Annotated in this window: 13 protein-coding genes; 4 read left to right on the top strand and 9 right to left on the bottom strand. The window is 60.9% G+C overall.

The features are described from left to right. Positions 1–127: 127 nt before the first annotated feature. The 5 genes from AC07VG_RS24960 to AC07VG_RS24940 form a co-directional block, all read right to left on the bottom strand. Positions 128–1,243: a Gfo/Idh/MocA family protein gene (locus AC07VG_RS24960; RefSeq protein ID WP_495002510.1), complete on the bottom strand. Its 1,116-nt coding sequence runs from the start codon at positions 1,241–1,243 to the stop codon at positions 128–130. A gap of 89 nt (positions 1,244–1,332) precedes the next feature. Next, entirely contained in the window at positions 1,333–2,100 is a 768-nt protein-coding gene (locus tag AC07VG_RS24955) for an SDR family oxidoreductase (RefSeq protein ID WP_495022053.1), read from the bottom strand. A gap of 25 nt (positions 2,101–2,125) precedes the next feature. Beyond that, positions 2,126–3,193: a phosphotransferase family protein gene (locus AC07VG_RS24950; RefSeq protein ID WP_495002512.1), complete on the bottom strand. Its 1,068-nt coding sequence runs from the start codon at positions 3,191–3,193 to the stop codon at positions 2,126–2,128. Between the two features lie 359 nt (positions 3,194–3,552). Next, on the bottom strand, positions 3,553–3,867 hold the full coding sequence (locus tag AC07VG_RS24945) for an SCP2 sterol-binding domain-containing protein (protein WP_495002513.1): 315 nt from the start codon (positions 3,865–3,867) through the stop codon (positions 3,553–3,555). A 62-nt stretch (positions 3,868–3,929) separates the two neighbouring features. After that, entirely contained in the window at positions 3,930–4,640 is a 711-nt protein-coding gene (locus tag AC07VG_RS24940; protein WP_495002514.1) for a histidine phosphatase family protein, read from the bottom strand. A gap of 208 nt (positions 4,641–4,848) precedes the next feature. Here AC07VG_RS24940 and sohB point away from each other — a divergent pair, with 208 nt between their 5' ends. Both sohB and AC07VG_RS24930 read left to right on the top strand, forming a co-directional pair. After that, on the top strand, positions 4,849–5,871 hold the full coding sequence (sohB, locus tag AC07VG_RS24935) for a protease SohB (protein WP_495022052.1): 1,023 nt from the start codon (positions 4,849–4,851) through the stop codon (positions 5,869–5,871). Between the two features lie 127 nt (positions 5,872–5,998). Next, positions 5,999–10,867, top strand: a complete 4,869-nt coding sequence (locus AC07VG_RS24930) for an NEL-type E3 ubiquitin ligase domain-containing protein (protein ID WP_495022051.1) — start codon at positions 5,999–6,001, stop codon at positions 10,865–10,867. Between the two features lie 17 nt (positions 10,868–10,884). On the opposite strand, the gene AC07VG_RS24925 is transcribed toward AC07VG_RS24930, so the two are convergent. Further along, positions 10,885–11,379 carry a DUF934 domain-containing protein gene (locus AC07VG_RS24925; protein ID WP_495002517.1) on the bottom strand — a complete coding sequence of 165 codons (495 nt, stop codon included), beginning with the start codon at positions 11,377–11,379 and terminating at the stop codon, positions 10,885–10,887. Further along, entirely contained in the window at positions 11,363–13,021 is a 1,659-nt protein-coding gene (locus AC07VG_RS24920) for a nitrite/sulfite reductase (protein WP_495002518.1), read from the bottom strand. Before AC07VG_RS24920 ends, AC07VG_RS24925 begins: the two co-directional genes overlap by 17 nt. A gap of 596 nt (positions 13,022–13,617) precedes the next feature. On the opposite strand from AC07VG_RS24920, the gene AC07VG_RS24915 reads away from it, so the two are divergent. Next, positions 13,618–14,691, top strand: a complete 1,074-nt coding sequence (locus tag AC07VG_RS24915) for an ABC transporter substrate-binding protein (RefSeq protein ID WP_495002519.1) — start codon at positions 13,618–13,620, stop codon at positions 14,689–14,691. Positions 14,692–14,698: 7 nt separating this feature from the next. Here the strand turns inward: AC07VG_RS24915 and AC07VG_RS24910 are convergent, their stop codons facing one another. Then, positions 14,699–14,917, bottom strand: a complete 219-nt coding sequence (locus AC07VG_RS24910; RefSeq protein ID WP_495002520.1) for a DUF2970 domain-containing protein — start codon at positions 14,915–14,917, stop codon at positions 14,699–14,701. A 53-nt stretch (positions 14,918–14,970) separates the two neighbouring features. Continuing rightward, a complete protein-coding gene (gene metH, locus AC07VG_RS24905) occupies positions 14,971–18,681 on the bottom strand; it encodes a methionine synthase (RefSeq protein ID WP_495002521.1) in 3,711 nt (1,236 codons plus the stop codon). 153 nt (positions 18,682–18,834) lie between these two features. On the opposite strand from metH, the gene AC07VG_RS24900 reads away from it, so the two are divergent. Continuing rightward, on the top strand, positions 18,835–21,126 hold the full coding sequence (locus AC07VG_RS24900; protein WP_495022050.1) for a fatty acid cis/trans isomerase: 2,292 nt from the start codon (positions 18,835–18,837) through the stop codon (positions 21,124–21,126). Positions 21,127–21,131: the final 5 nt, after the last annotated feature.

Raw genomic sequence — 21,131 nt, 5'->3', positions numbered from 1 at the left:
CTGCAGTTCACAGGTTCTGCAGTTCACAGGTTCTGCAGTTCACAGGTTCTGCAGTTCACAGGTTCTGCAGTTCACAGGTTCTGCAGTTCACAGGTTCTGCAGTTCACAGACTCCACAGTTCACAGGTTTACAGTTCGCTGACGTCGACCCAGCGCTGTTCCTTGGCCGCGCGGCGAATCGTCGTCGCCAGGCGTTCTACCTGCCAAGCCTCTTCGAAGTCAGTACCCACCTGGCCTTTACCGGCCAGCGCCTCGATCAGCGCCTGGACCTCCAGGGTCTTGAGTTCGTTGTAACCCAACTGATGGCCGGCGGCCGGACTGAAGGCCGCGTAACGGGGCAGATGCGGTCCGGCCAGCAGGCGCTGGAAGCCATTCTGCCCGGCGCGGCAGAGTTGCAGTTCGTTCAAGCGCTCCTGGTCGAAGGCCAGGGTGCCACGGGTGCCGCTGATTTCGAAACTCAGGTGGTTCTTGTAGCCGTGCTTGAGCCAGCTGCTGCTGACCGCGCCCCGGGCACCATTGGCGAAGCGCAGCAGGGCATGAACCTGGTCATCGACGGCAATCACACGGGTCTCCAGGCTGCCGGCACTGGCGGGGCGTTGTGCATGGACGGTGCGGGTGTCGGCGCAGACGGCGGTGATATCGCCGAGCAGATAACGGGCCATGGCCAGCAGATGGCTGCCCAGGTCGGCCAGGGCACCGCCGGCGTGCCGTGGTTCGCAGCGCCAGGACCAGGGCGAGGTGGGGTCGGCCATGAAGTCTTCGCTGAATTCGCCCTGGAAAGCGATGATCTCTCCCAGCTCGCCGCTCTGGATCAGCTCCCTGGCCAGGTCGATCATCGGGTTGTGCTGGTAGTTGTAGCCCACGCGGGTGACCACGCCGGCCCGTTGGGCGGCGTCACGCATCTGGGTCGCCTGGTCCAGGTCGACCGCCAGGGGCTTTTCGCAGTACACCGCCTTGCCCGCCGCAAGGGCGGCCATGGCCATGGGGAAATGCAGATGATTGGGCGTGGTGATCGCCACCAGCGCAACCCGGGGATCGTCAATCAGCTGTTGCCAGTCGCCATAGGCCCGCTCGAAACCCCAGGCCTTGGCACAGGATTCGGCGCGCTGTGTGTCGGCATCCGCCAGTGCAACCAGGCGCAGCTTCAACGGCAGTTCGAACACCGCACTGGCATTGTGAAATGCCAGTGCGTGGGCACGGCCCATAAAGCCCGTGCCGATCAAGCCTATTCCCAACTCGTCCATCGCCGCATCCTTTGATTGTTATTTTCAGGAAGGGCTATTTATAGAATTTAAATTCTCTAAATTCAATAGGTGGAATTTTTATTTCATGATCAGGACAGGAAACCACCGTCCACGTTCAGCGCCACCCCGGTGGTGTAGCTGGAGGCATCGCTGGCCAGGTACAGCACGGCGCCGGCCATTTCGCTCGGTGCGGCGACCCGCTTGAGGGGGATCTGTTGCAGGGCGGTCTTGAGGATCGCTTCGTTGCCGACCAGGGCCGAGGCGAACTTGGTATCGGTCAGGCCCGGCAGCAGGGCATTGCAGCGGATGCCGAACTGCGCGCATTCCTTGGCGAAGACCTTGGTCATATTGATCACGGCGGCCTTGGTCACCGAATAGATGCCCTGGAAGATACCCGGGGAGATGCCGTTGATCGAAGCCACGTTGATGATGCTGCCACCGCCGTGCTCGCGCATCAGCTTGCCGGCTTCCACCGACATGAAGAAGTAGCCGCGGATGTTCACGTCGACGGTTTTCTGGAACGCGCTGAGGTCGGTGTCCAGCACGTTGCAGAACTGCGGGTTGGTGGCGGCGTTGTTGACCAGGATGTCCAGGCGCCCGAACTGCTCGCGGATACCGGCGAAGACCTGGCTGATCTGCTCCATCTCACCGATATGGCAGGCAATGGCGGTGGCTTTGCCGCCGTCGGCGATGATGGCGTCGGCTACATGCTGGCAGCCTTCAAGCTTGCGGCTCGAAACAATCACATGGGCGCCTTGCTGGGCCAGCAGCTTGGCAATGGCCTCGCCGATACCGCGGCTGGCGCCGGAAACAAAGGCGATCTTACCGTCGAGGTCGAACAACTGGGTCTTGGACATGGTGGTTTCCTTGTTATGGGCGCGGTCAGAGGCTGGAGGAATGGATGACCTTCAGGCTCATCTGCTCCAGCAGCTTGTTCATGTGAATGAACTGCGCGAAGCGTTTGTCCTGGGTCTGGCCGTGGAAGAAGCGGTAGTAGATCTGCTGCACGATGCCGGCCAGGCGGAACAGGCCGTAGGTGTAGTAGAAGTCGAAGTTGTCGATGGCGATCCCGGAACGTTCGGCGTAGTAGTCGACGAACTGGCGGCGGGTCAGCATGCCGGGGGCGTGGCTCGGTTGGCGCCGCATCAATTGCACCGGTGCCGGATCCGCGGCTTCGATCCAGTAGGCCAGGGTGTTGCCCAGGTCCATCAGCGGGTTGCCGATGGTGGTCAGTTCCCAGTCGAGCACGCCGATGATCTGCATCGGGTTCCCGGGGTCCAGGATCACGTTGTCGAAGCGGTAGTCGTTGTGCACGATGCTCGAGGTCGGATGGTCGGCAGGCATCTTCTCGTTGAGCCAGGTCCGCACGGCTTCCCAGCTTGGCGCGTCGGGGGTCAGGGCCTTTTCGTAACGCTCGCTCCAGCCACGGATCTGCCGTTCGACATAGCCTTCGGGCTTGCCGAGGTCGGCCAGGCCGCAGGCGGCGTAGTCGACCTGATGCAGTTCGACCAGGCGGTCAATGAAGCTCTTGCACAGGGTTTCGGTTTGCGCGGCATCCAGGCCCAGTTCCGGCGGCAGGTCAGAGCGCAGGATGATGCCCTCGACCCGTTGCATCACATAGAACTCGGCGCCGATCACCGACTCGTCGGTGCAGTGCACATAGGCCTTGGGGCAGTAAGGAAAACCATCCTTGAGCTGGTTGAGGATGCGGAACTCGCGGCCCATGTCATGGGCCGATTTGGCCTTGTGCCCGAACGGCGGCCGGCGCAGGACAAATTCCTGCTCCGGGTAGCGGATCAGGTAGGTCAGGTTCGAGGCGCCGCCGGGGAACTGGCTGATATTCGGCAGGCCGTGCAGGCCCGGAATATGTGCCTTGAGGTACGGATCGATCAAGCCGACATCCAGCTCTTCGCCGGCACGGATACGGGTGGACTGGTCAGTAAGCGTCATGCTTATCCCTTCTGCTTATTCTGGAGGCCAGAGATTATTGACTAATCTAATGCTCGCCTTGGCGGCGTACAAGCACGCTGCGCTGTTATAGGCCGGCGTGTTGCAGGGTGATCAGCGTGCCTGATAGGCCAGCGTAGAGGGAAAGCGCTGCTTGGCAAGAGTGAGGGGGAATAGGGGTGTGCAGTGCTGTTCACTCAAGAACATTCACTCTGAAAAGCGTCGGATAACCTTAGTGGGAGCGGAGCTTGTCGGATCACCGCCCCGCCGCGAAGAGGCCCTTGAGGGCGCCAAACGCTTCGCGGGCCAGCTCCGCTCCCACATTGGGCCCGGTTGTTGCGGCTATATCTTGCAGGCGTGGATCAGGCCGGGAACAGCTCGCTCAGCTTCATCGACAGCATCATGTCGCCTTCGACGCGCAGCTTGCCGCCCATGAACGCCTGCATGCCGTCCGTTTCGCCGCTGACGATGCCTTTCATGGTCTCGCCGTCGGTCACCAGGGTCACGTTGGCATCCGGGTTTTCGCCTTCCAGCAGTTCGCAGGTGCCATCCTTGACGATCAGCGAGAAGTGCTGGTTGTCATCGATACGGAAACCGAAGATAACGTCCAGGCCGGCAGCGGCGGCAGAGTTGAACTTGGCTTTCATTGCTTCTACGGCGTGGGTTACAGAGGTCATGGTTCGATCCTTTTATGGGTAAATACGGCGACGACCCCACAAGGGTCACGGTTGGCCGGAGCTTATCGAAAGGTGATCAGCTCCGGGGCCTTCATCAGTTGCAGGTGCGTTTGACTGTTGAAGGAAGCCAGGGCCACCTCGCGACCGCGAAACTTGAGCAGGTTGAGCGAGGTGTTGACGATCTGCCAGTTCAGCTCGAAGGCTTCCCTGGCTGGAATTCGGGTGATCAGGTGGAGCAGGGCGGTAATGGTTCCGCCGGAGGTGAACACGGCGATTTTCTCGCGATTGTCGGCCTGTTCGAGAATCCTTCGCAGCCCGCCCTCGACCCGCGCGACGAAGCCCAGCCAGCTTTCCAGCTCGGGGGTGTCATGACGGCCGCTGAGCCAGCGTTCGATGATCAGGGCGAACAGGCGCTGGAACTCGCCACGATTTTGCGCGGCATTGTGCAGGATGTGCAGGGCTTCGGGTTCTTCCGGCAGCAAGCCGGGCAACAGTGCGCGAATCACCGCGTCGGCATCGAACTCGTTGAACGCCGCGTCGGTTTCCAGTGGCGGTACCAACAGGCCGGCGGCGCCGCACTGCTGCAGGGCGGTGAGCGCGGTATCCTGCTGGCGCCGCAGGTTGCCGGCCAGACAGCGGTCGAAGCTCAGGCCCAGCTCAGCCAGGTGCTTGCCGAGGACCTCGGCCTGACGAACGCCAATCGGCGACAGCACGTCGTAGTCGTCCGCACCGAAGGAGGCCTGGCCATGTCGAATCAGATAGATGCTGCCCACGTCCGCGTCGTCCCGGTACGTTGAAGGTCTGGCGAGGTTATGAGGATGCCGGAAGCCTGTCAATAAAAAAACATACGCTCGTTTGAAATGTTTGTTAGAGACACAATTCAGGCGGTGCCACAACTGGTCGCAAGGCCGCCTCGACGGTATGCTGGAGTGGTCGTGAGCTCCCACAGCCGGGGGCCGCTTGGTTTTGTAAGGAGTCACCGTGGAGTTTGTTGCCGAGTACGCAAGTTTTCTGGCTAAAACCGTTACCCTGGTCGTTGCGATCGTCGTGGTCCTGGTGACCGCGGCCGCGTTGCGCAGCAAAGGCCGGCGCAGGTCGGCGGGGCAGTTGCAGGTCAGCAAGCTCAACGATTTCTACAAGGGCCTGCGTGAGCGCCTGGAGCAGAACCTGCTCGACAAGGACCAGCTCAAGGCCTTGCGCAAGCAACAGGCCAAGCTCGAGAAAAAACACAAGAAGCAGCCCGAGACCAAGTCGCGGGTATTCGTGCTGGATTTCGATGGCGATATCAAGGCTTCGGCCACTGAAAGCCTGCGTCATGAGATCACCGCATTGCTCAGCCTGGCCACGCCCCGGGATGAAGTGGTGCTGCGCCTGGAAAGCGGCGGCGGCATGGTCCACAGCTATGGCCTGGCTTCGTCGCAACTGGCGCGCATTCGTCAGGTCGGTGTACCGCTGACGGTGTGCATCGACAAGGTGGCGGCCAGCGGCGGCTACATGATGGCCTGTATCGGCAACAAGATCATCAGCGCGCCCTTTGCCTTTCTCGGTTCCATCGGCGTGGTGGCGCAGTTGCCTAACGTCAACAAGTTGCTGAAGAAGCACGATATCGACTTCGAGGTGCTGACCGCCGGTGAGTACAAACGGACGTTAACCGTATTTGGCGAGAACACCGAAAAAGGCCGCGAGAAGTTTCAGCAGGACCTGGATATCACTCATAGCCTGTTCAAGAACTTTGTCTCGCAGTACCGTCCGCAACTGGCCATCGATGAAGTGGCCACTGGCGAGGTCTGGTTGGGTGTCGCGGCCCTGGACAAGCAGTTGGTGGATGAACTGAAAACCAGCGATGAGTACCTTGCCGAGCGCGCAAAAAGTGCCGAGTTGTTCCACCTGCATTATGCCGAACGCAAGAGCCTGCAAGAGCGTGTCGGGCTGGCGGCCAGCAGCTCGCTGGAGCGTGTGCTGCTCAATGGCTGGGCGCGTTTGACCCAGCAACGTTTCTGGTAAAGCGCTGCCTTGATGGTTTCTGTCGGTCGTCTCGGACAGAAACCATTCCGTCCTCAAATAAGTACCCCCTGTCCCTGCCAAGCGATCAATAAGCTGGAATCTCTAATGGATATCCAGGTCGATTGCCATGGAAGAAACAAACCTCATTGAGCAAAGTCCCGCCCCGGCCGAGGCGGGCATTCATTTCGCTACGATCAAGGAGAAGATTCCCGCTTGGCTCTACCGGGCCGCTCCGGAAATACGCCTGTTATTTCGCGAGCATCTGCTGGCTCTGGAAACGTCGAGGCATGAAGTCCGGCGAATCATGGCGCGGCTGCAGAGGATCGATGTGTTCTGCATGCCACGTCTGGTCCAGGCGCTGGAGAGGCAGGTCAGTGACGAGCAGATGTTGCAAGGTGCCCGGTTTGTCAGGCTCGATGCCACTTACCTGTCCAGTCTCTTCGAGGACAAACTCTATACCTTCGTCAACCACCAGACGCTGTTGGAAGCGGCCCTGCAGAACTTCGAGGCCGACGAGGCCGAGCCGGGGGCGCTGGAAGGCAAGGCTGTCGTCCAGTTTTCCGCTGGCGCAGCGGACAACAACAGATCTCTTGCGCCCGAAGATTTTGCCTGGGCTTGTCGAGCGCTGGATCTGGGGGCCTTGTATCAGACGCATATTGACAGTGTTTTTTATCCCCCTAGTGAGCCGTCGGCCAATGCTGCCTCATCGGTAACGGCGCATTTTGCCGACTACGACAAGCAGACGTTGGCGGTGACCGCCGATATCGCCTACATGAAAGGGGAGATCCCATTGGCGGCCTACGATCTGCTAATTGCGCTGACCAAGGGCGAACCCAGCTTGAAGTTCGGTGGGGAACGGGTTCATTGCAGTCGAATGAAGATGTTCGAGATCGAGTTGAGTGGTTGGGTGGTTATCGGCGTGAAACTGCTGGAGGGCCTGCAGTCACCTTGCATTGCCTATATTCCGGGCGATCCACGCGGTCCGTTGAAACAATACAGCGACTTTCTGCTCTTCGAGCATGATCTGACCTTGAAGCTTCGGGCCCCGTCCTACCAGCGGTTTTTCAGCCGCTTCGTTCCTGAGGAGCACCGGCTGCGATTCTTTCGGACCCTGAATGCCAGTTTGCTTACCCGGGACCGCAATTGGCCCCCCGTGCCGGCGATTTTCCAATATATCCCGTTAAGCGAAGTGCCCATCGACGGCGATCTGTTCGAGAGCTTTCAGCAGCAGCGCTACTCTCGGATCAAGGCGCACGCGCGGCAACTGGCGGTACCCACGGCCGATGTCGACGCTCGGGTGCGCCAGGCGCGTCTGGATGCTTACCGCGAAGCTGGACTGAATCTGCTGGCACTGACGTTGTCGTTCGTGCCGGTCATCAGCGAAATCATCATGGCGGCGGCGGTGGTGAAATTGGTGGGGGACGTCTACGACGGGTTGCAGGCCTGGGAACTCGGGGAAAAGCACGAGGCTCTTGGCTACCTGATGGATGTGGCGGAAAGCGTCGCCCTGTTGGCGGGCGGGGCTTTGCTGCTCAAGGGCGGCAAGGCCCTGTTCACCCCCCTGAAAGCACCGGCGTCGGTCGATGCCCTGATACCAGTCGAGGCCCTCGGCGGCCTGCGCCGCCTGTGGAAGGTCGATCTGGCACCTTATGAGCGCGATATCACCCTGCCCAGCGAGCTTCAGGTCAACGAAATGGGGCTTTACCCGTTCGGGGGCAACCTCTATCTACCGCTGGCGGGAAAGCTGTATGCCGTAAAGTACAACAGGGCCCGCCTGCAATGGCAGATTGAGCATCCCGCTGGCGAGGCGTTTCACGCCGTGCCACTCAGGCACAACGGTGTCGGTACCTGGCAAACGATCTACGAGTTGACGGCGCAGTGGTCCGCGGAGCAAATGTTCCAGCGCCTGGGCCAGCCCGTGGCCGGGCTCGGCGACAGAGTGCGGCGCCAGATCCGGCAATTCTGTACTGGCCAGGAGAATGTCTTGCGCCAGGCCCTGGTGGACAATCGGCGGCCGCCGGCGCTGCTGCTCGATACGATCAAGCGTTTCCGGATCAACCAGGCCATCGATGACTTTATCAGCGAGGCGCCCGCGGCCCAGTCACGCACACGGGAGCAGGGCGATTTGCGCTTGCGTTTGCTGACGTCGCTGCCAGGCTGGCCGGAAAACCGGGTCATTCGGGTGGTCAACGCCTTGGGCGAGGTGATGGAAGAGTACGGTCAACGTAACTCCGAGCAGTTTTCATCGCTGCAGATCCTCGAGCCGCAACTCAGAAATGGCGATCTGCTCAAGTCGTCGCTGAACATGTTGAGCGAGTCCGAGCGCGGCGGGTTGCTGGGTGAGGGTGTGGAGGGCAATGGCGAACGTGTTCGTGTGTTGACTCAACGGCTCAGACAATCGGCCGTACAGCGCCGCCAATGGCTGTTCGACACGCTGTACGCGGCCAGTGAGAAGACCGACGATAGCCGGGTAAAACGCATCCTTGGGGTGTACCCCGGTCTGCCGAGCAGTGTCGCCCGGGAGCTGATCGCCCATGGCAGCAGCGCCGAACTTGAGCTCTTGAGCGAGCAGGTTCCGCTGCGTTTCTCCGAAGAAATCCGCTGGTACCTCAGGCAGGTGAAGCTCAACCGCGTGTGTGAAAGCTGGTATCTACCCGCCCACGAGAGCGTGCAAGGGGACCGCCTGGCGCTGCATACGCTGGGGCGCTTAGCGGGCTGGCCGGTCAAGGGCCTGCGCATTGAGCTGCGCAAGCACCGGTTTATCAGTGAGGCGCTCGAGACTGTGGGCGATCCGGACGCGGCCACGCTTCGAGTGCTGCTCAAGGAGGGGCACAAGTACAACGTATTCGATCAGTCAGGGGGGCTGTTGGGCAAGGCGGATAATGTGTTTGACGCGATGCTTCAGTGGTTGCCGAAGTCCACTCGGGATGCCCTTGGGTGCAGCGACGCCGAGTCCGGTTCCTGGTTGAAAGAGCGGATCATCGGCCAGATTAACCGCGACCCCTACGCTGCCCAGCACACGCTTGGCATGGCGCCGTTCAACCGCCGGTTCAAGCCGCCGATGCGTTTGGCTTCGGGACGAATGGGTTACCCGCTGAGCGATGGCGCCAGCAGCATCGGCTATTCCAAGCGTCTGATCAATCGCGTGCGCGGGCTCTATCCGGGGTTTTCTGCCGAGGAGGTGGGCGGTTTTCTCGGTTCGCTCAATCTTTCCGAATCTGACTGCCTGCTGGAACTCGAGCGCCTGCGCGAGGAGTATGAAACCTTGTCGGCAACGTTGGATAGCTGGGTACAACGCCAGACCTGGCGACGTCTACGGGGCACTTTGCAAGTGACGCCGGTGACCCTCGACAACAAGCAGCGGGTGGCGGATGCGATCCTCGCCTGCTGGCGCAAACAATCGAGCCGCAACCTGCTGGGTGGAACGTATTTCTACGAGCTGGATCTGCTGGGCATGCGGGTCGGCGACCTGCCAGCGATCAACGCCGATTTCAGTCATGTGGGCTTCCTGTTCATGAACGACATGGCCCTGGCCAGCAGCGAAGTTTCGTTCCTGGCCCGCTTCAAGCAACTACGCTGGTTGTCGTTGGGCTTCAATCATCTGAGCGGCCTGCCGCCGGAGTTGGCGCAGATGTCCGAGCTGGCCCATCTGCACCTGCCGGGAAACCAGATTGTGCTCAATTCCCAGGCATCCTCGATGCTGGCCGGGCTGACGAAGTTGAAGTTCCTGAATTTGTCGGATAACCCGCTGTTCTTGCCCCCCGACGTCAGCCGGATGTCCCAGCTTGAGCATTTGCTGCTGCGCTATACGAACATTGAAGCCTGGCCCAGCGGATTGTCAGGGCTGCATAACCTGCAGCGCGTGGACTTGCGCAACAATCAGATCGCGACGATTCCCGAGTCTGTCTATACCGGGCCGACGAGCATCAACAGAGTCACCCACCTTCACGACAATCCGGCGCTTTCGGCGCAGGGCATGCAGCGACTGCAGCGTTATGAGCGGGAAACCGGGATCAACTTTGGTATCGATACACCAAACCTGCGGCGCATTCATGCGCCGCGCCGGGCTCAATCGCTGCAGGAGTACGATCAGTGGATCGAGTTCGTTTCCGCCGATCAAAGAGTCCTGAAAGAACAGCAATGGAAGCTGTTGTATCGGCAGCAAGGCTCCGAGGATTTCTTCAGGCTGCTGGCGGATCTGAGTGTCACGGCCGAGTACCGTGAGGCGCGAGAGGATTTGAGTTTGCGGGTCTGGCAGGTATTGGACGCCGCCAGCCAATACACGGATCTGCGCGAAGACCTGTTTGTTTCGGCTTCCCACCCGCAAACCTGCTCCGATGGCGCGGAATTGATCTTCAGTGACATGGAGGTCAAGGTCCTGGTCAACCACGCCAGGGCCATGGCCTCCGACACCGAGGCCGCCACCGAGCTGAATCTGCTGAAACTGACCCGTGGGCTTTGGCGCCTCGATGAAGTCGAGGCGCTTGCCCAGGAAGATATCGAGGCGCGGCTGAAGGTCCTCGACGCACCGCGGGTCGACCCGTTGGAGGTCAGGTTGGCCTATCGCATTGGTCTGACCGAGCGCCTGTTGTTGCCGGGACAGCCCAAGCACATGACCTTCAGCGAGTTGGCCCGGGTGACGCCACAGGATCTGGATGCAGCCTATGCACGGGTGATCGCTCGGGAGAAGACGCCGGCCTATGCGCAAGCGCTGGCCAGTCGTGGGTTCTGGGTCGGCTATCTGAAGGATCGCTATCCCGTGCGATTCCAGGGCATCGATACGAAGTATCAGGCCGTGATGTCGGCACTCGATGCTCAGCGGAGCAATAGCCGTGGCACCCATTGGCATGAATTCATCGATATCGAGCTGGAGGCGCAGATGGGCGATCAGCTCAAGGCCTGGCGGGAGGAACAGGCCGGGGAGCTTGCAGTGCTGACTCAGGAAGTGCTGGACAGGACGCCCGAGGCGGAACTGGAGGGTGCCCCGGGCCCATGAGCCCGAGGCGGACCGCTTCAGCGTCGACGGAACAACGGCAGCGGTTCGTCGGTGGCGGCCTGGTAGGTCACCGAGAAGTCCTTGAGGCTTTCCAGGGCTTCGTACGGGTCCTTGTCCGCGCGCAGGGCGTAGGCGTCGAAACCGCAACGGTGCAGGTAGAACAACTGGTCACGCAGCACATCGCCAATCGCTCGCAATTCGCCCTTGTAACCGTAACGGTCACGCAGCAGGCGGGCATTGGAGTAGTTGCGACCGTCGGTGAAGGCCGGGAAGTTCAGAGCGATGACCTGGAAGTGCTGCACGTCACCGCCGATTTCCTCGGCTTCTTCATCGGCGTCCAACCATACGCCGAGGCCGCCATCGCGGGCCTTGAGGGCGTGGGCGTGCTCGCGCCACAGGGCCAGCGGCACGATCAGATCGTCGCAGTTGGAGATGCCGTCGAAGGAGGCGTCCCTGGGCAGCAGGTGCCAGGTCTCGTCGATAACGGCGTTGTTCTTAATGATTCGCTGCATAGACGCGCTCCTTGAAGGGGTCGATACCGATACGCTGGTAAGTGTCGATGAAGCGTTCGTCTTCGGTACGTTTTTCCACGTAGACGTCGATCAGTTTCTCGATCACGTCGGGCATGGCGTCCTGGGCGAAGGACGGGCCAAGGATCTTGCCCAGGCTGGCGTCACGGCTGGCGCTGCCGCCGAGGGACACCTGGTAGAACTCTTCGCCTTTCTTGTCCACCCCGAGAATGCCGATATGGCCGACGTGATGGTGGCCGCAGGCGTTCATGCAGCCGGAAATGTTCAGGTCCAGCTCGCCGATATCGAACAGGTAGTCCAGGTCGTCGAAACGGCGCTGGATCGCCTCGGCGATCGGGATCGACTTGGCGTTGGCCAGGGAGCAGAAGTCACCGCCCGGGCAGCAGATGATATCGGTCAGCAGGCCGATGTTCGGCGTGGCGAAACCGTTCTCGCGCAGTTCGCCCCAGAGGCTGAACAACTGGCTCTGTTCCACGTCGGCGAGAATGATGTTCTGCTCGTGGGAGGTGCGCAGTTGGCCGAAGCTGTAGCGGTCGGCCAGGTCGGCAATGGCGTCGAACTGCTTGTCGGTCACGTCGCCCGGGGCTACGCCGGTGGGCTTGAGGGACAAGGTGACGGCCACGTAGCCGGCCTTTTTATGGGCCAGGGTATTGCGGCTACGCCAGCGGGCGAAGCCGGGGTGCTGCTGGTCCAGTTCGGCCAGCTCGGCGACCTGGTTGCTCAGGACCTTGTAGTCCGGATCGACGAAGTGCTTGGCCACGCGATGGACTTCGGCCTCGGTTAGGGTGGTCTGGCCACCGCGCAGGTGGACCATCTCCGCATCGACTTTCTCGGCGAAGACTTCCGGGGTCAAGGCCTTGACCAGGATCTTGATCCGCGCCTTGTACTTGTTATCGCGACGACCGTAGCGGTTGTAGACCCGCAGGATGGCGTCGAGATAGCTCAACAGGTCCTGCCATGGCAGGAATTCGTTGATAAAGGCACCGACCACCGGCGTCCGCCCCAGGCCACCACCGACCAGGACCCGGAAACCCAGCTCGCCGGCGGCGTTATGCACGGGCTCGAGGCCGATGTCGTGGACTTCGATAGCCGCGCGGTCCGAGGTCGAGCCATTGATGGCGATCTTGAACTTGCGTGGCAGGTAGGCAAATTCCGGGTGGAAGGTGGTCCACTGACGGACGATCTCACACCATGGACGCGGGTCGACCAACTCATCGGCAGCCACCCCGGCGAACTGGTCGGTGGTGACGTTGCGCAGGCAGTTGCCGCTGGTCTGGATCGCGTGCATCTGCACGGTGGCCAGTTCGGCGAGAATCTCCGGCACGTCTTCCAGCGCCGGCCAGTTGAACTGGACGTTCTGCCGGGTACTGACATGGGCGTAGCCTTTGTCATAGTCGCGGGCGATCCGCGCCATCATCCGCGCCTGGCGCGAAGTCAGCTGGCCATAAGGCACGGCAACCCGCAGCATCGGGGCGAAACGCTGGACATACAGGCCATTTTGCAGGCGCAACGGGCGGAACTCTTCTTCGCTCAGCTCACCTGCCAGATAGCGTCGGGTCTGATCACGGAACTGCTTGACGCGGTCCTCGATGATCCGCTGATCGTACTCGTCGTATACGTACATATAGATCCTGTTCTCAGGCTTCATAAATACCCCGGGTGCCTCAGGCACTCGGGGTATCTCAACAATTCCGCGCGCACGGCCGCGCACTCCTGAACGGAGCCGGCGCACGATAGCAGTTTGCAGTTATGCGTAAAAGTGATGTTTGAGTATATGCACAGAACTAAAACGACTAACGTGCGCCGACGATCCATAACCCTGTTTGTGGTGCGGGCAAATCTCTACTTAACTATCAGCGAGTTTGCAGCAATCACCAATAAAACCGACAAGAGGCGATGCGATGAGCAATCCAGTCAAAGCAAGGAAAAGCGACAGCACGGTCGATGCCTGGGCGATCCTGTTCCTGATCATCCTGGTGGTGGCCACCGCTGTATTCTGGGTCAGTCACAAGTAAGGCAGGCAATCTGCCATTATTCTGATGCACAATCTGCCGTAATGGCAGGGGCGGGCTTGCTCGCTCCTGCATTCCAGAGGGGGGGCGCCGGGTCGAGTCCGAAGTCGTTCTTGTTGTGAAAGTTGTCGGATAATTTCGACAACTTGCCGAGAGGGGAACAGGTATTTTGCCTGTATCATACGCCGCTATTTTCCGGGGCGCTGACATGCTGAAGACTCTCTGCAAGGTGCTGCTGATCCTGAGCCTGCCGTTCTGGGCGGCGGCCCAGGCCACGACGGTGGTGTTTCTCAATCCTGGTTATTCCACGGAGCCGTTCTGGGTCAGTTACGCCCACTTCATGCAGATGGCCGCGCGCAATCTTGGCATGGAGTTGGAGGTGCGCTATGGCGAGCGCAACCCGCAAACCAGTCTCGCCCAGGCATACGAGGTTTTGCAGGCGCCGCATCGGCCCGATTACTTGCTGTTCGTCAATGAACAGTCGGTGGCCCCGCAAATCCTGCGGATGGCCGAGGGCCGTGGGGTGAAGCTGTTTATAGTCAACAACAGGCTGACGGCGGAGCAGAGCGAGCGGCTTGGCGACACGCCGGAGCTGTTGGGTAGCCTGGTGCAGAATGACGAACAGGGCGGTTACCTGATGCTCAAGGAACTGATCCGACAACGCTTGTTGCAGGCGCCGGGCCAGCCCATCGACCTGTTGGCCTTTTCCGGAATGAAACTGACCCCTGCCTCGCAACTGCGCGAGCAAGGCCTGCGTCGGGCCCTGGCGGAGTCTCCGCAGGTTCACCTGCGACAGTTGGTCTATGGCGAGTGGAGCCGCGAGCGCGCCTTTGATCAGGCCGAGCAAATGATTCGGCGCTATCCGCAGACCTCACTGGTCTGGGCCGCCAACGATGAAATGGCCCTGGGCGCCATGGCCGCCTTCGAAAAGGCCGGGCGCCGACCGGGACAGGATGTCCTGTTCAGTGCCGTCAACAGCTCCCCGGAGATTCTCCGGGCGCGCATCGATGGGCGCTTGAGCGTGCTGGTGGCCGGGCATTTCGCCCTGGGCGGCTGGGCGATGGTGTTGCTGCGTGACCATGCCGACGGGATCGACTTCACTCGCTACGGTGGTCGCGAACGGCAAGTCCAGGCACTGGAACTGATCGACAAGAGCCAGGCCGAGAAGCTACTGAAGTACAGTGCCAGCGAGGATTACCACGTCAACTTCAAGGCCCTGAGTGCCAGGGGCAAGCCGGACAGCTACCGCTATCCGTTCTCCCTGAAAGCCGTGCTGCCCTGAGTCGGGATCAGACCCCGGCGAAGTGCAGCACCAGCTTGACGACCCCGTAAAGCGTCAGGCCGAAAATCGCGGTGAACAGGATGCCGATTATCACGAAATGGCTCGGTTTGCCGTGGGTAAAGTCGCGGGCACGGTTTTTCCCGCTTTGTACGCCAAAGGCCGCCGCCATCACGCTTTGCAGCATTTGCCAGAAGGTCGGCGGCTTGTTGTCGATCGGATCGTCCATGGGGCCTCCACACACAAGGTTGTGTGTGGAAAGCATAGACAATTCCTCCGGGCTTAGTTGTCGTAGCCCAGATTCGGTGCCAGCCAACGCTCACTGACGCTCAGTTCCTGGCCTTTGCGCGCGGTGTAGCTTTGTACCTGGTCCTTGTCGATCTTGCCGACGGCGAAGTACTGCGCCTGTGGATGGGCGAAATACCAGCCACTGACCGCCGCCGCCGGGAACATCGCGTAGTGCTCGGTGAGGAACACGCCGCTTGCCCCGGCCTTGCCTTCGCTGGCCGCCGGGTCGAGCAGGGCGAACAGGGTGCCTTTCTCGGTATGGTCGGGGCAGGCCGGGTAGCCGGGGGCCGGACGAATACCGCTGTACTGCTCCTTGATCAGGGCGTCGTTGTCCAGTTGCTCGTCCTTGGCGTAACCCCAGTAGTTTTTCCGCACCTGCTGGTGCAGCCATTCGGCGCAGGCTTCGGCCAGACGGTCGGCGAGAGCCTTGACCATGATCGAATTGTAGTCGTCGCCCTTGTCCTGATAGGCCTTGGCGACTTCTTCGGCACCGATCCCGGCGGTGGTGATAAAGCCCCCCACGTAGTCGGTGATGCCGCTGTCTTTCGGTGCGACGAAGTCGGCCAGGGAGAAGTTCGGCTTGCCGTCGGTCTTGATGATCTGCTGGCGCAGGTGATGCAACCTGGCCAGCGGCTGGCCGTCCGCGCCATAGACTTCCAGGTCATCGTCCCGCACCTGGTTGGCCGGCCAGAAGCCGAACACCGCACGGGCGCTGATCAGCTTCTCGTCGATCAGCTTGTCGAGCATTTCCCGGGCGTCGGCATAGAGGGCGGTCGCGGCTTCGCCGACCACTTCATCTTCGAGGATGCGCGGGAATTTGCCGGCCAGGTCCCAGGAGATAAAGAACGGGGTCCAGTCGATGTATTCGGCCAGGACCCTGAGGTCGATATTGTCCAGCACTTTGCTGCCGGTAAAGGTCGGTTTGACCGGCTGGTAGCTGCTCCAGTCGAACTGTGGTTTCTTGGCGATGGCCACCGGGTAGCTCAGGCGTTCGGTACGGGCGCTACGGTTGGCCGTGCGCTCGCGGACTTCGACGTATTCGGCACGGGTGCGCTCGACAAAACCGGCCTTGAGCTCCTTGGACAGCAACTGGGTCGCCACGCCGACGGCGCGGGAGGCGTCGGTGACATAGACCACCGCATCGTTGCTGTAGCGCGGTTCGATCTTCACCGCGGTGTGCGCCTTGGAGGTGGTCGCGCCGCCGATCATCAACGGCAGGTGGAAGTCCAGACGCTGCATTTCCCGGGCGACATGGACCATTTCATCCAGCGACGGCGTGATCAACCCGGACAGGCCGATGATGTCGCACTTCTGCTCCTTGGCCACCTGGAGGATCTTCTCCGCCGGGACCATCACGCCGAGGTCGACGATATCGTAGCCGTTGCAGCCCAGGACCACGCCGACGATGTTCTTGCCGATGTCGTGGACATCGCCTTTGACCGTGGCCATGAGGATCTTGCCCTTGGCTTCCGGCTTGTCGCCCTTTTCCAGTTCGATGAACGGGATCAGGTGGGCTACCGCCTGTTTCATCACCCGGGCGGATTTCACCACCTGGGGCAGGAACATTTTCCCGGCGCCGAACAGGTCGCCGACGATGTTCATGCCGGACATCAGCGGGCCTTCGATCACTTCGATCGGACGGGCGAAGGACTGGCGCGACTCTTCGGTGTCTTCAACGATGTGCGTGGTGATGCCCTTGACCAGGGCATGTTCCAGGCGCTTGTTGACGGGCCAGCCGCGCCATTCCTCGGTCTCGGCTTCCTTGACGCTGCCGTCGCCCTTGTATTTGTCGGCGATGGCGAGGAGGGCGTCGGTGCCTTCCGGGGTGCGGTTGAGGATCACGTCCTCGACGGCGTCGCGCAGTTCCGCCGGGATCTGGTCGTAGATCTCCAATTGGCCGGCGTTGACGATCCCCATGGTCAGGCCGTTGCGGATCGCATACAGCAGGAACACCGAGTGAATCGCCTCGCGCACCGGGTTGTTGCCACGGAACGAGAAGGACACGTTGGACACCCCGCCGCTGGTCAGCGCATAGGGCAGTTCGTCACGGATATAGGCGCAGGCGTTGATGAAGTCGACGGCGTAGTTGTTGTGTTCCTCGATACCGGTGGCGACCGCGAAGATGTTCGGGTCGAAGATGATGTCTTCCGGCGGGAAGTCAACCTGGTTCACCAGAATGTCGTAGGAGCGTTTGCAGATGGCCTTCTTGCGCGCTTCGGTGTCGGCCTGGCCGGCTTCGTCGAAGGCCATCACCACCACGGCGGCGCCGTAGCGCTTGCACAATTTGGCGTGATGAATGAATTGTTCGACACCTTCCTTCATGCTGATCGAGTTGACGATGCCCTTGCCCTGGATGCACTTGAGGCCGGCTTCGATCACTTCCCACTTGGAGGAGTCGATCATGATCGGTACGCGGGAGATATCCGGCTCGCCGGCGATCAGGTTGAGGAAGGTGACCATGGCCTTCTTCGAGTCGAGCATGCCCTCGTCCATGTTGATGTCGATCACCTGGGCGCCGGCTTCCACCTGCTGCAGGGCGACTTCAAGGGCTTCGGTGTAGTTGTCATCGCGGATCAACCGGGCGAACTTGGCGGAACCGGTGATGTTGGTCCGCTCGCCGACGTTGACAAACAACGACTGGCGGTCGATGGTAAACGGCTCCAGGCCTGACAGGCGACAGGCTTTCGGAATGTCCGGAATGGCGCGGGGCGCGTAACCGGCGACGGCCTTGGCGATGGCGCCGATATGGCCGGGAGTGGTCCCGCAGCAACCACCGACGATGTTCAGGAAGCCGCTCTGGGCGAACTCCTCGATGACCTTGGCGGTTTCTTCCGGCAGTTCGTCATACTCGCCGAATTCGTTCGGCAGGCCGGCGTTGGGGTGCGCGGAAATGTGGGTGTTGGCCTTGTTCGACAGCTCTTCCAGGTACGGCCGCAACTCGCTGGCACCGAGGGCGCAGTTCAGTCCCACCGAGATCGGCTTGGCGTGAGCCACGGAGTTCCAGAAGGCTTCGGTGGTCTGGCCGGACAGGGTCCGGCCGGAGGCATCGGTAATGGTTCCGGAGATCATGATCGGTAATTCGAAACCCAGCTCTTCATACACGCCTTGCACGGCGAAAATCGCCGCCTTGGCGTTGAGGGTGTCGAAGATGGTTTCGATCAGGATCAGGTCGGCGCCGCCTTCGATCAGACCCTTGGTGGCCTCGGTGTAGTTCTCCACCAGTTCATCGAAGGTGACGTTGCGGTAGCCGGGGTTGTTCACATCCGGCGAGAGCGAGCAGGTGCGGCTGGTCGGGCCCAGTACCCCGGCGACGAAACGTGGCTTGTCTGGCGTCTCGAGGGTTTTCGCGTCGGCTACCTTACGTGCCAGGCGGGCACCTTCCACATTCAGTTCGTAGACCAGCGCTTCCATGCCGTAGTCGGCCTGGGACACCTGGGTGGCGTTGAAGGTGTTGGTTTCGAGGATGTCCGCGCCGGCATCCAGGTAGGCCTTTTCGATCGAGCCGATCACATCCGGACGGGTGATCACCAGCAGGTCGTTGTTACCCTTGACATCGCTGGGCCAGTCGGCGAAACGTTTGCCGCGATAATCCTGTTCCTCGAGCTTGTAGCTCTGGATCATGGTGCCCATGCCGCCATCAAGAATCAGGATACGTTCTTTGAGAGCTTGCTGGAGAGCGTGTAGGCGAGCACTGCGATCGGACATGGGACTACCTGGAAAGACGGACACAGAAGAGCCGCGATAATAGCAAACCTGTGTGGTTTTATAGCCTCCCGGGGTTTCGCATGAATATCGCTCATGTTGGACGGGCGATCCCGCTGTAGAATCACGGCGTTTTTTATTTTCAGGATCAGGCTCATGCCTTACCGCGTTATCAGCGCTTTCCTACTGCTAGTGCTCAGCAGTGCCACTCAGGCGCAAGATCCGGCGCCGGCGATTTCCTATACCCGCGATATTCAACCGATCTTTACCGAGAAGTGCGTCGCTTGCCACGCCTGCTATGACTCGGCGTGCCAGCTCAACCTGGGCAGTGCGCAGGGCGCTACCCGAGGGGCTTCGAAGGCCCTGGTCTACGATGGCGCGCGTAGCGAAGTGGCGAGTCCGACCCGGCTGTTCTACGACGCCCAGGGGCCGGCGGCCTGGCGGGACAAGGGTTTCTATTCGGTGCTCGATGCTCAGGGCAGTCAGGCCGCGCTGATGGCGCGCATGCTGGAGCTGGGGCATCGGACCCCGCTGCAAGCCAACGCCAAATTGCCTGAAGAAATTGTGCTGGGCTTGCAACGCGAGAACATGTGCCCGCTGCCGGGCGAGTTTGCCACCTATGCCGATACCCATCCGAAAGAGGGCATGCCGCTGGCGGTCAGCGGCCTGAGCGACCAGCAATACCAGACCCTGCAACGCTGGCTCGCGGCGGGAGCGCCGGTGGATGAACAGGGCGTGGCGCCGAACGCCCGGGAAACCGGGCAGATCGCTGCCTGGGAAGCGCTGCTCAATGCTCCGGGCGCCCGCGAAAGCCTGGTCGGGCGCTGGTTGTTCGAACACTGGTTCCTGGCCCATATCTACTTTGATGGAGGCGAGTCGGGGCATTTCTTCCAGTGGGTGCGTTCGCGTACGCCCAGCGGACAGTCCATCGACCTGATCAATACCCGCCGCCCGAACGATGACCCGGGTACTCAGATCTACTACCGGTTGATGCCGGTACAGGGCGTCATCGTCTACAAGACCCACATCACCTATGGTTTGAGCGCTGCGAAAATGGCGCGGATCAAGACCCTGTTCTACAGCGGCAACTGGCAGGTCAGCGCCTCGCCGGGCTATGGCCCGCGGCGCCGGGCCAATCCCTTCGAAACCTTCGAGGCGATTCCGGCGGCGGCGCGTTATCAGTTCATGCTCGATAACGCCGAATACTTCGTCGATACCTTCATCCGTGGGCCGGTTTGCCGCGGGCAGATTGCCACTGACGTGATTCGCGACAATTTCTGGGCGTTTTTCCAGGCGCCGGAGCATGACCTGTACATCACCGACCCGAGTTATCGCGGGGCGGCGACGCCATTGCTGGCGATGCCGGGGCAGAACGACGATGTCGGCAGTGTACTGAGCCTGTGGCTGGCTTATCGCGACAAGCGTAACGAGTATGAAGCCTTGCGCCGGGAGGCTTACGCTAACGTCCGGGCTCCGAGTTGGTCGAGCTTGTGGGCCGGCAACGACAACGCCTTGCTGAGCATTTTCCGCCATTTTGACAGCGCCACGGTCAGCAAGGGCCTGATCGGCGAAGTGCCGCAGACCATGTGGCTGTTCGACTTCCCGCTGCTGGAGCGCACCTATTACCAGTTGGCGGTGAATTTCGATGTGTTCGGCAATGTTTCGCACCAGGCGCAGACGCGGCTGTACTTCGACCTGATCCGTAACGGTGCTGAACAGAACTTCCTGCGCCTGATGCCGGCGGATTCCCGCGATGCGTACCTCGACGACTGGTACCAGAACGGCGGCAAGATCAAGATGTGGTTGGACTATGAGCGTATCGACGACAGCAAGCCGAGTGCCCTGAAGCTCGATGATAAGGACCCCAAACGCGACTTCGTCAGGCAGTTGCTGGTGCGCTACGGCGATCTGAATGCACGTCCGGATCCGATCAATCGGTGTGACGGCGCATACTGTTCGCGCCCGAACATCGACCCGGGGTTGCAGGAGGCCGAACAGTCCCTGAGTCGCCTGACCTCGCGTCCGGCAGCCGGGCTCAAGGTTATCGAGCAGTTGCCGGAAGCGACGATGCTGCGCATTGAAAGCCGTAGCGGCCAGCGTGAGATCTACAGTCTGTTGCGCAACCGGGCCCACAGCAACGTGGCGTTCATGCTCGGCGAGGCCTCTCGTTATCAGTCGGGACTGGATACCGTGACCATTTACCCGGGAATCCTCAGCAGCTATCCGAATTTCATGTTCAATATCCCGGCCGATCAGGTGCCGGCGTTTGTCGATGCCATGGAACAGGCCAAGGACGCCGCCGGGTTCGAGCAAATCGTCCGGCGCTGGGGAATTCGGCGCAGTCATCCACAGTTCTGGCGGTATTTCCATGATCTGACGACGTACTTGCAGGAAACCGACCCGGTCAACGCCGGTGTGCTGGATATGAACCGCTACGAGAACCTTTGAGGGCG

Source organism: Pseudomonas sp. GW821-FHT03C07 (assembly GCF_059420925.1).
This window is presented reverse-complemented; position numbering and strand designations above follow the sequence as displayed.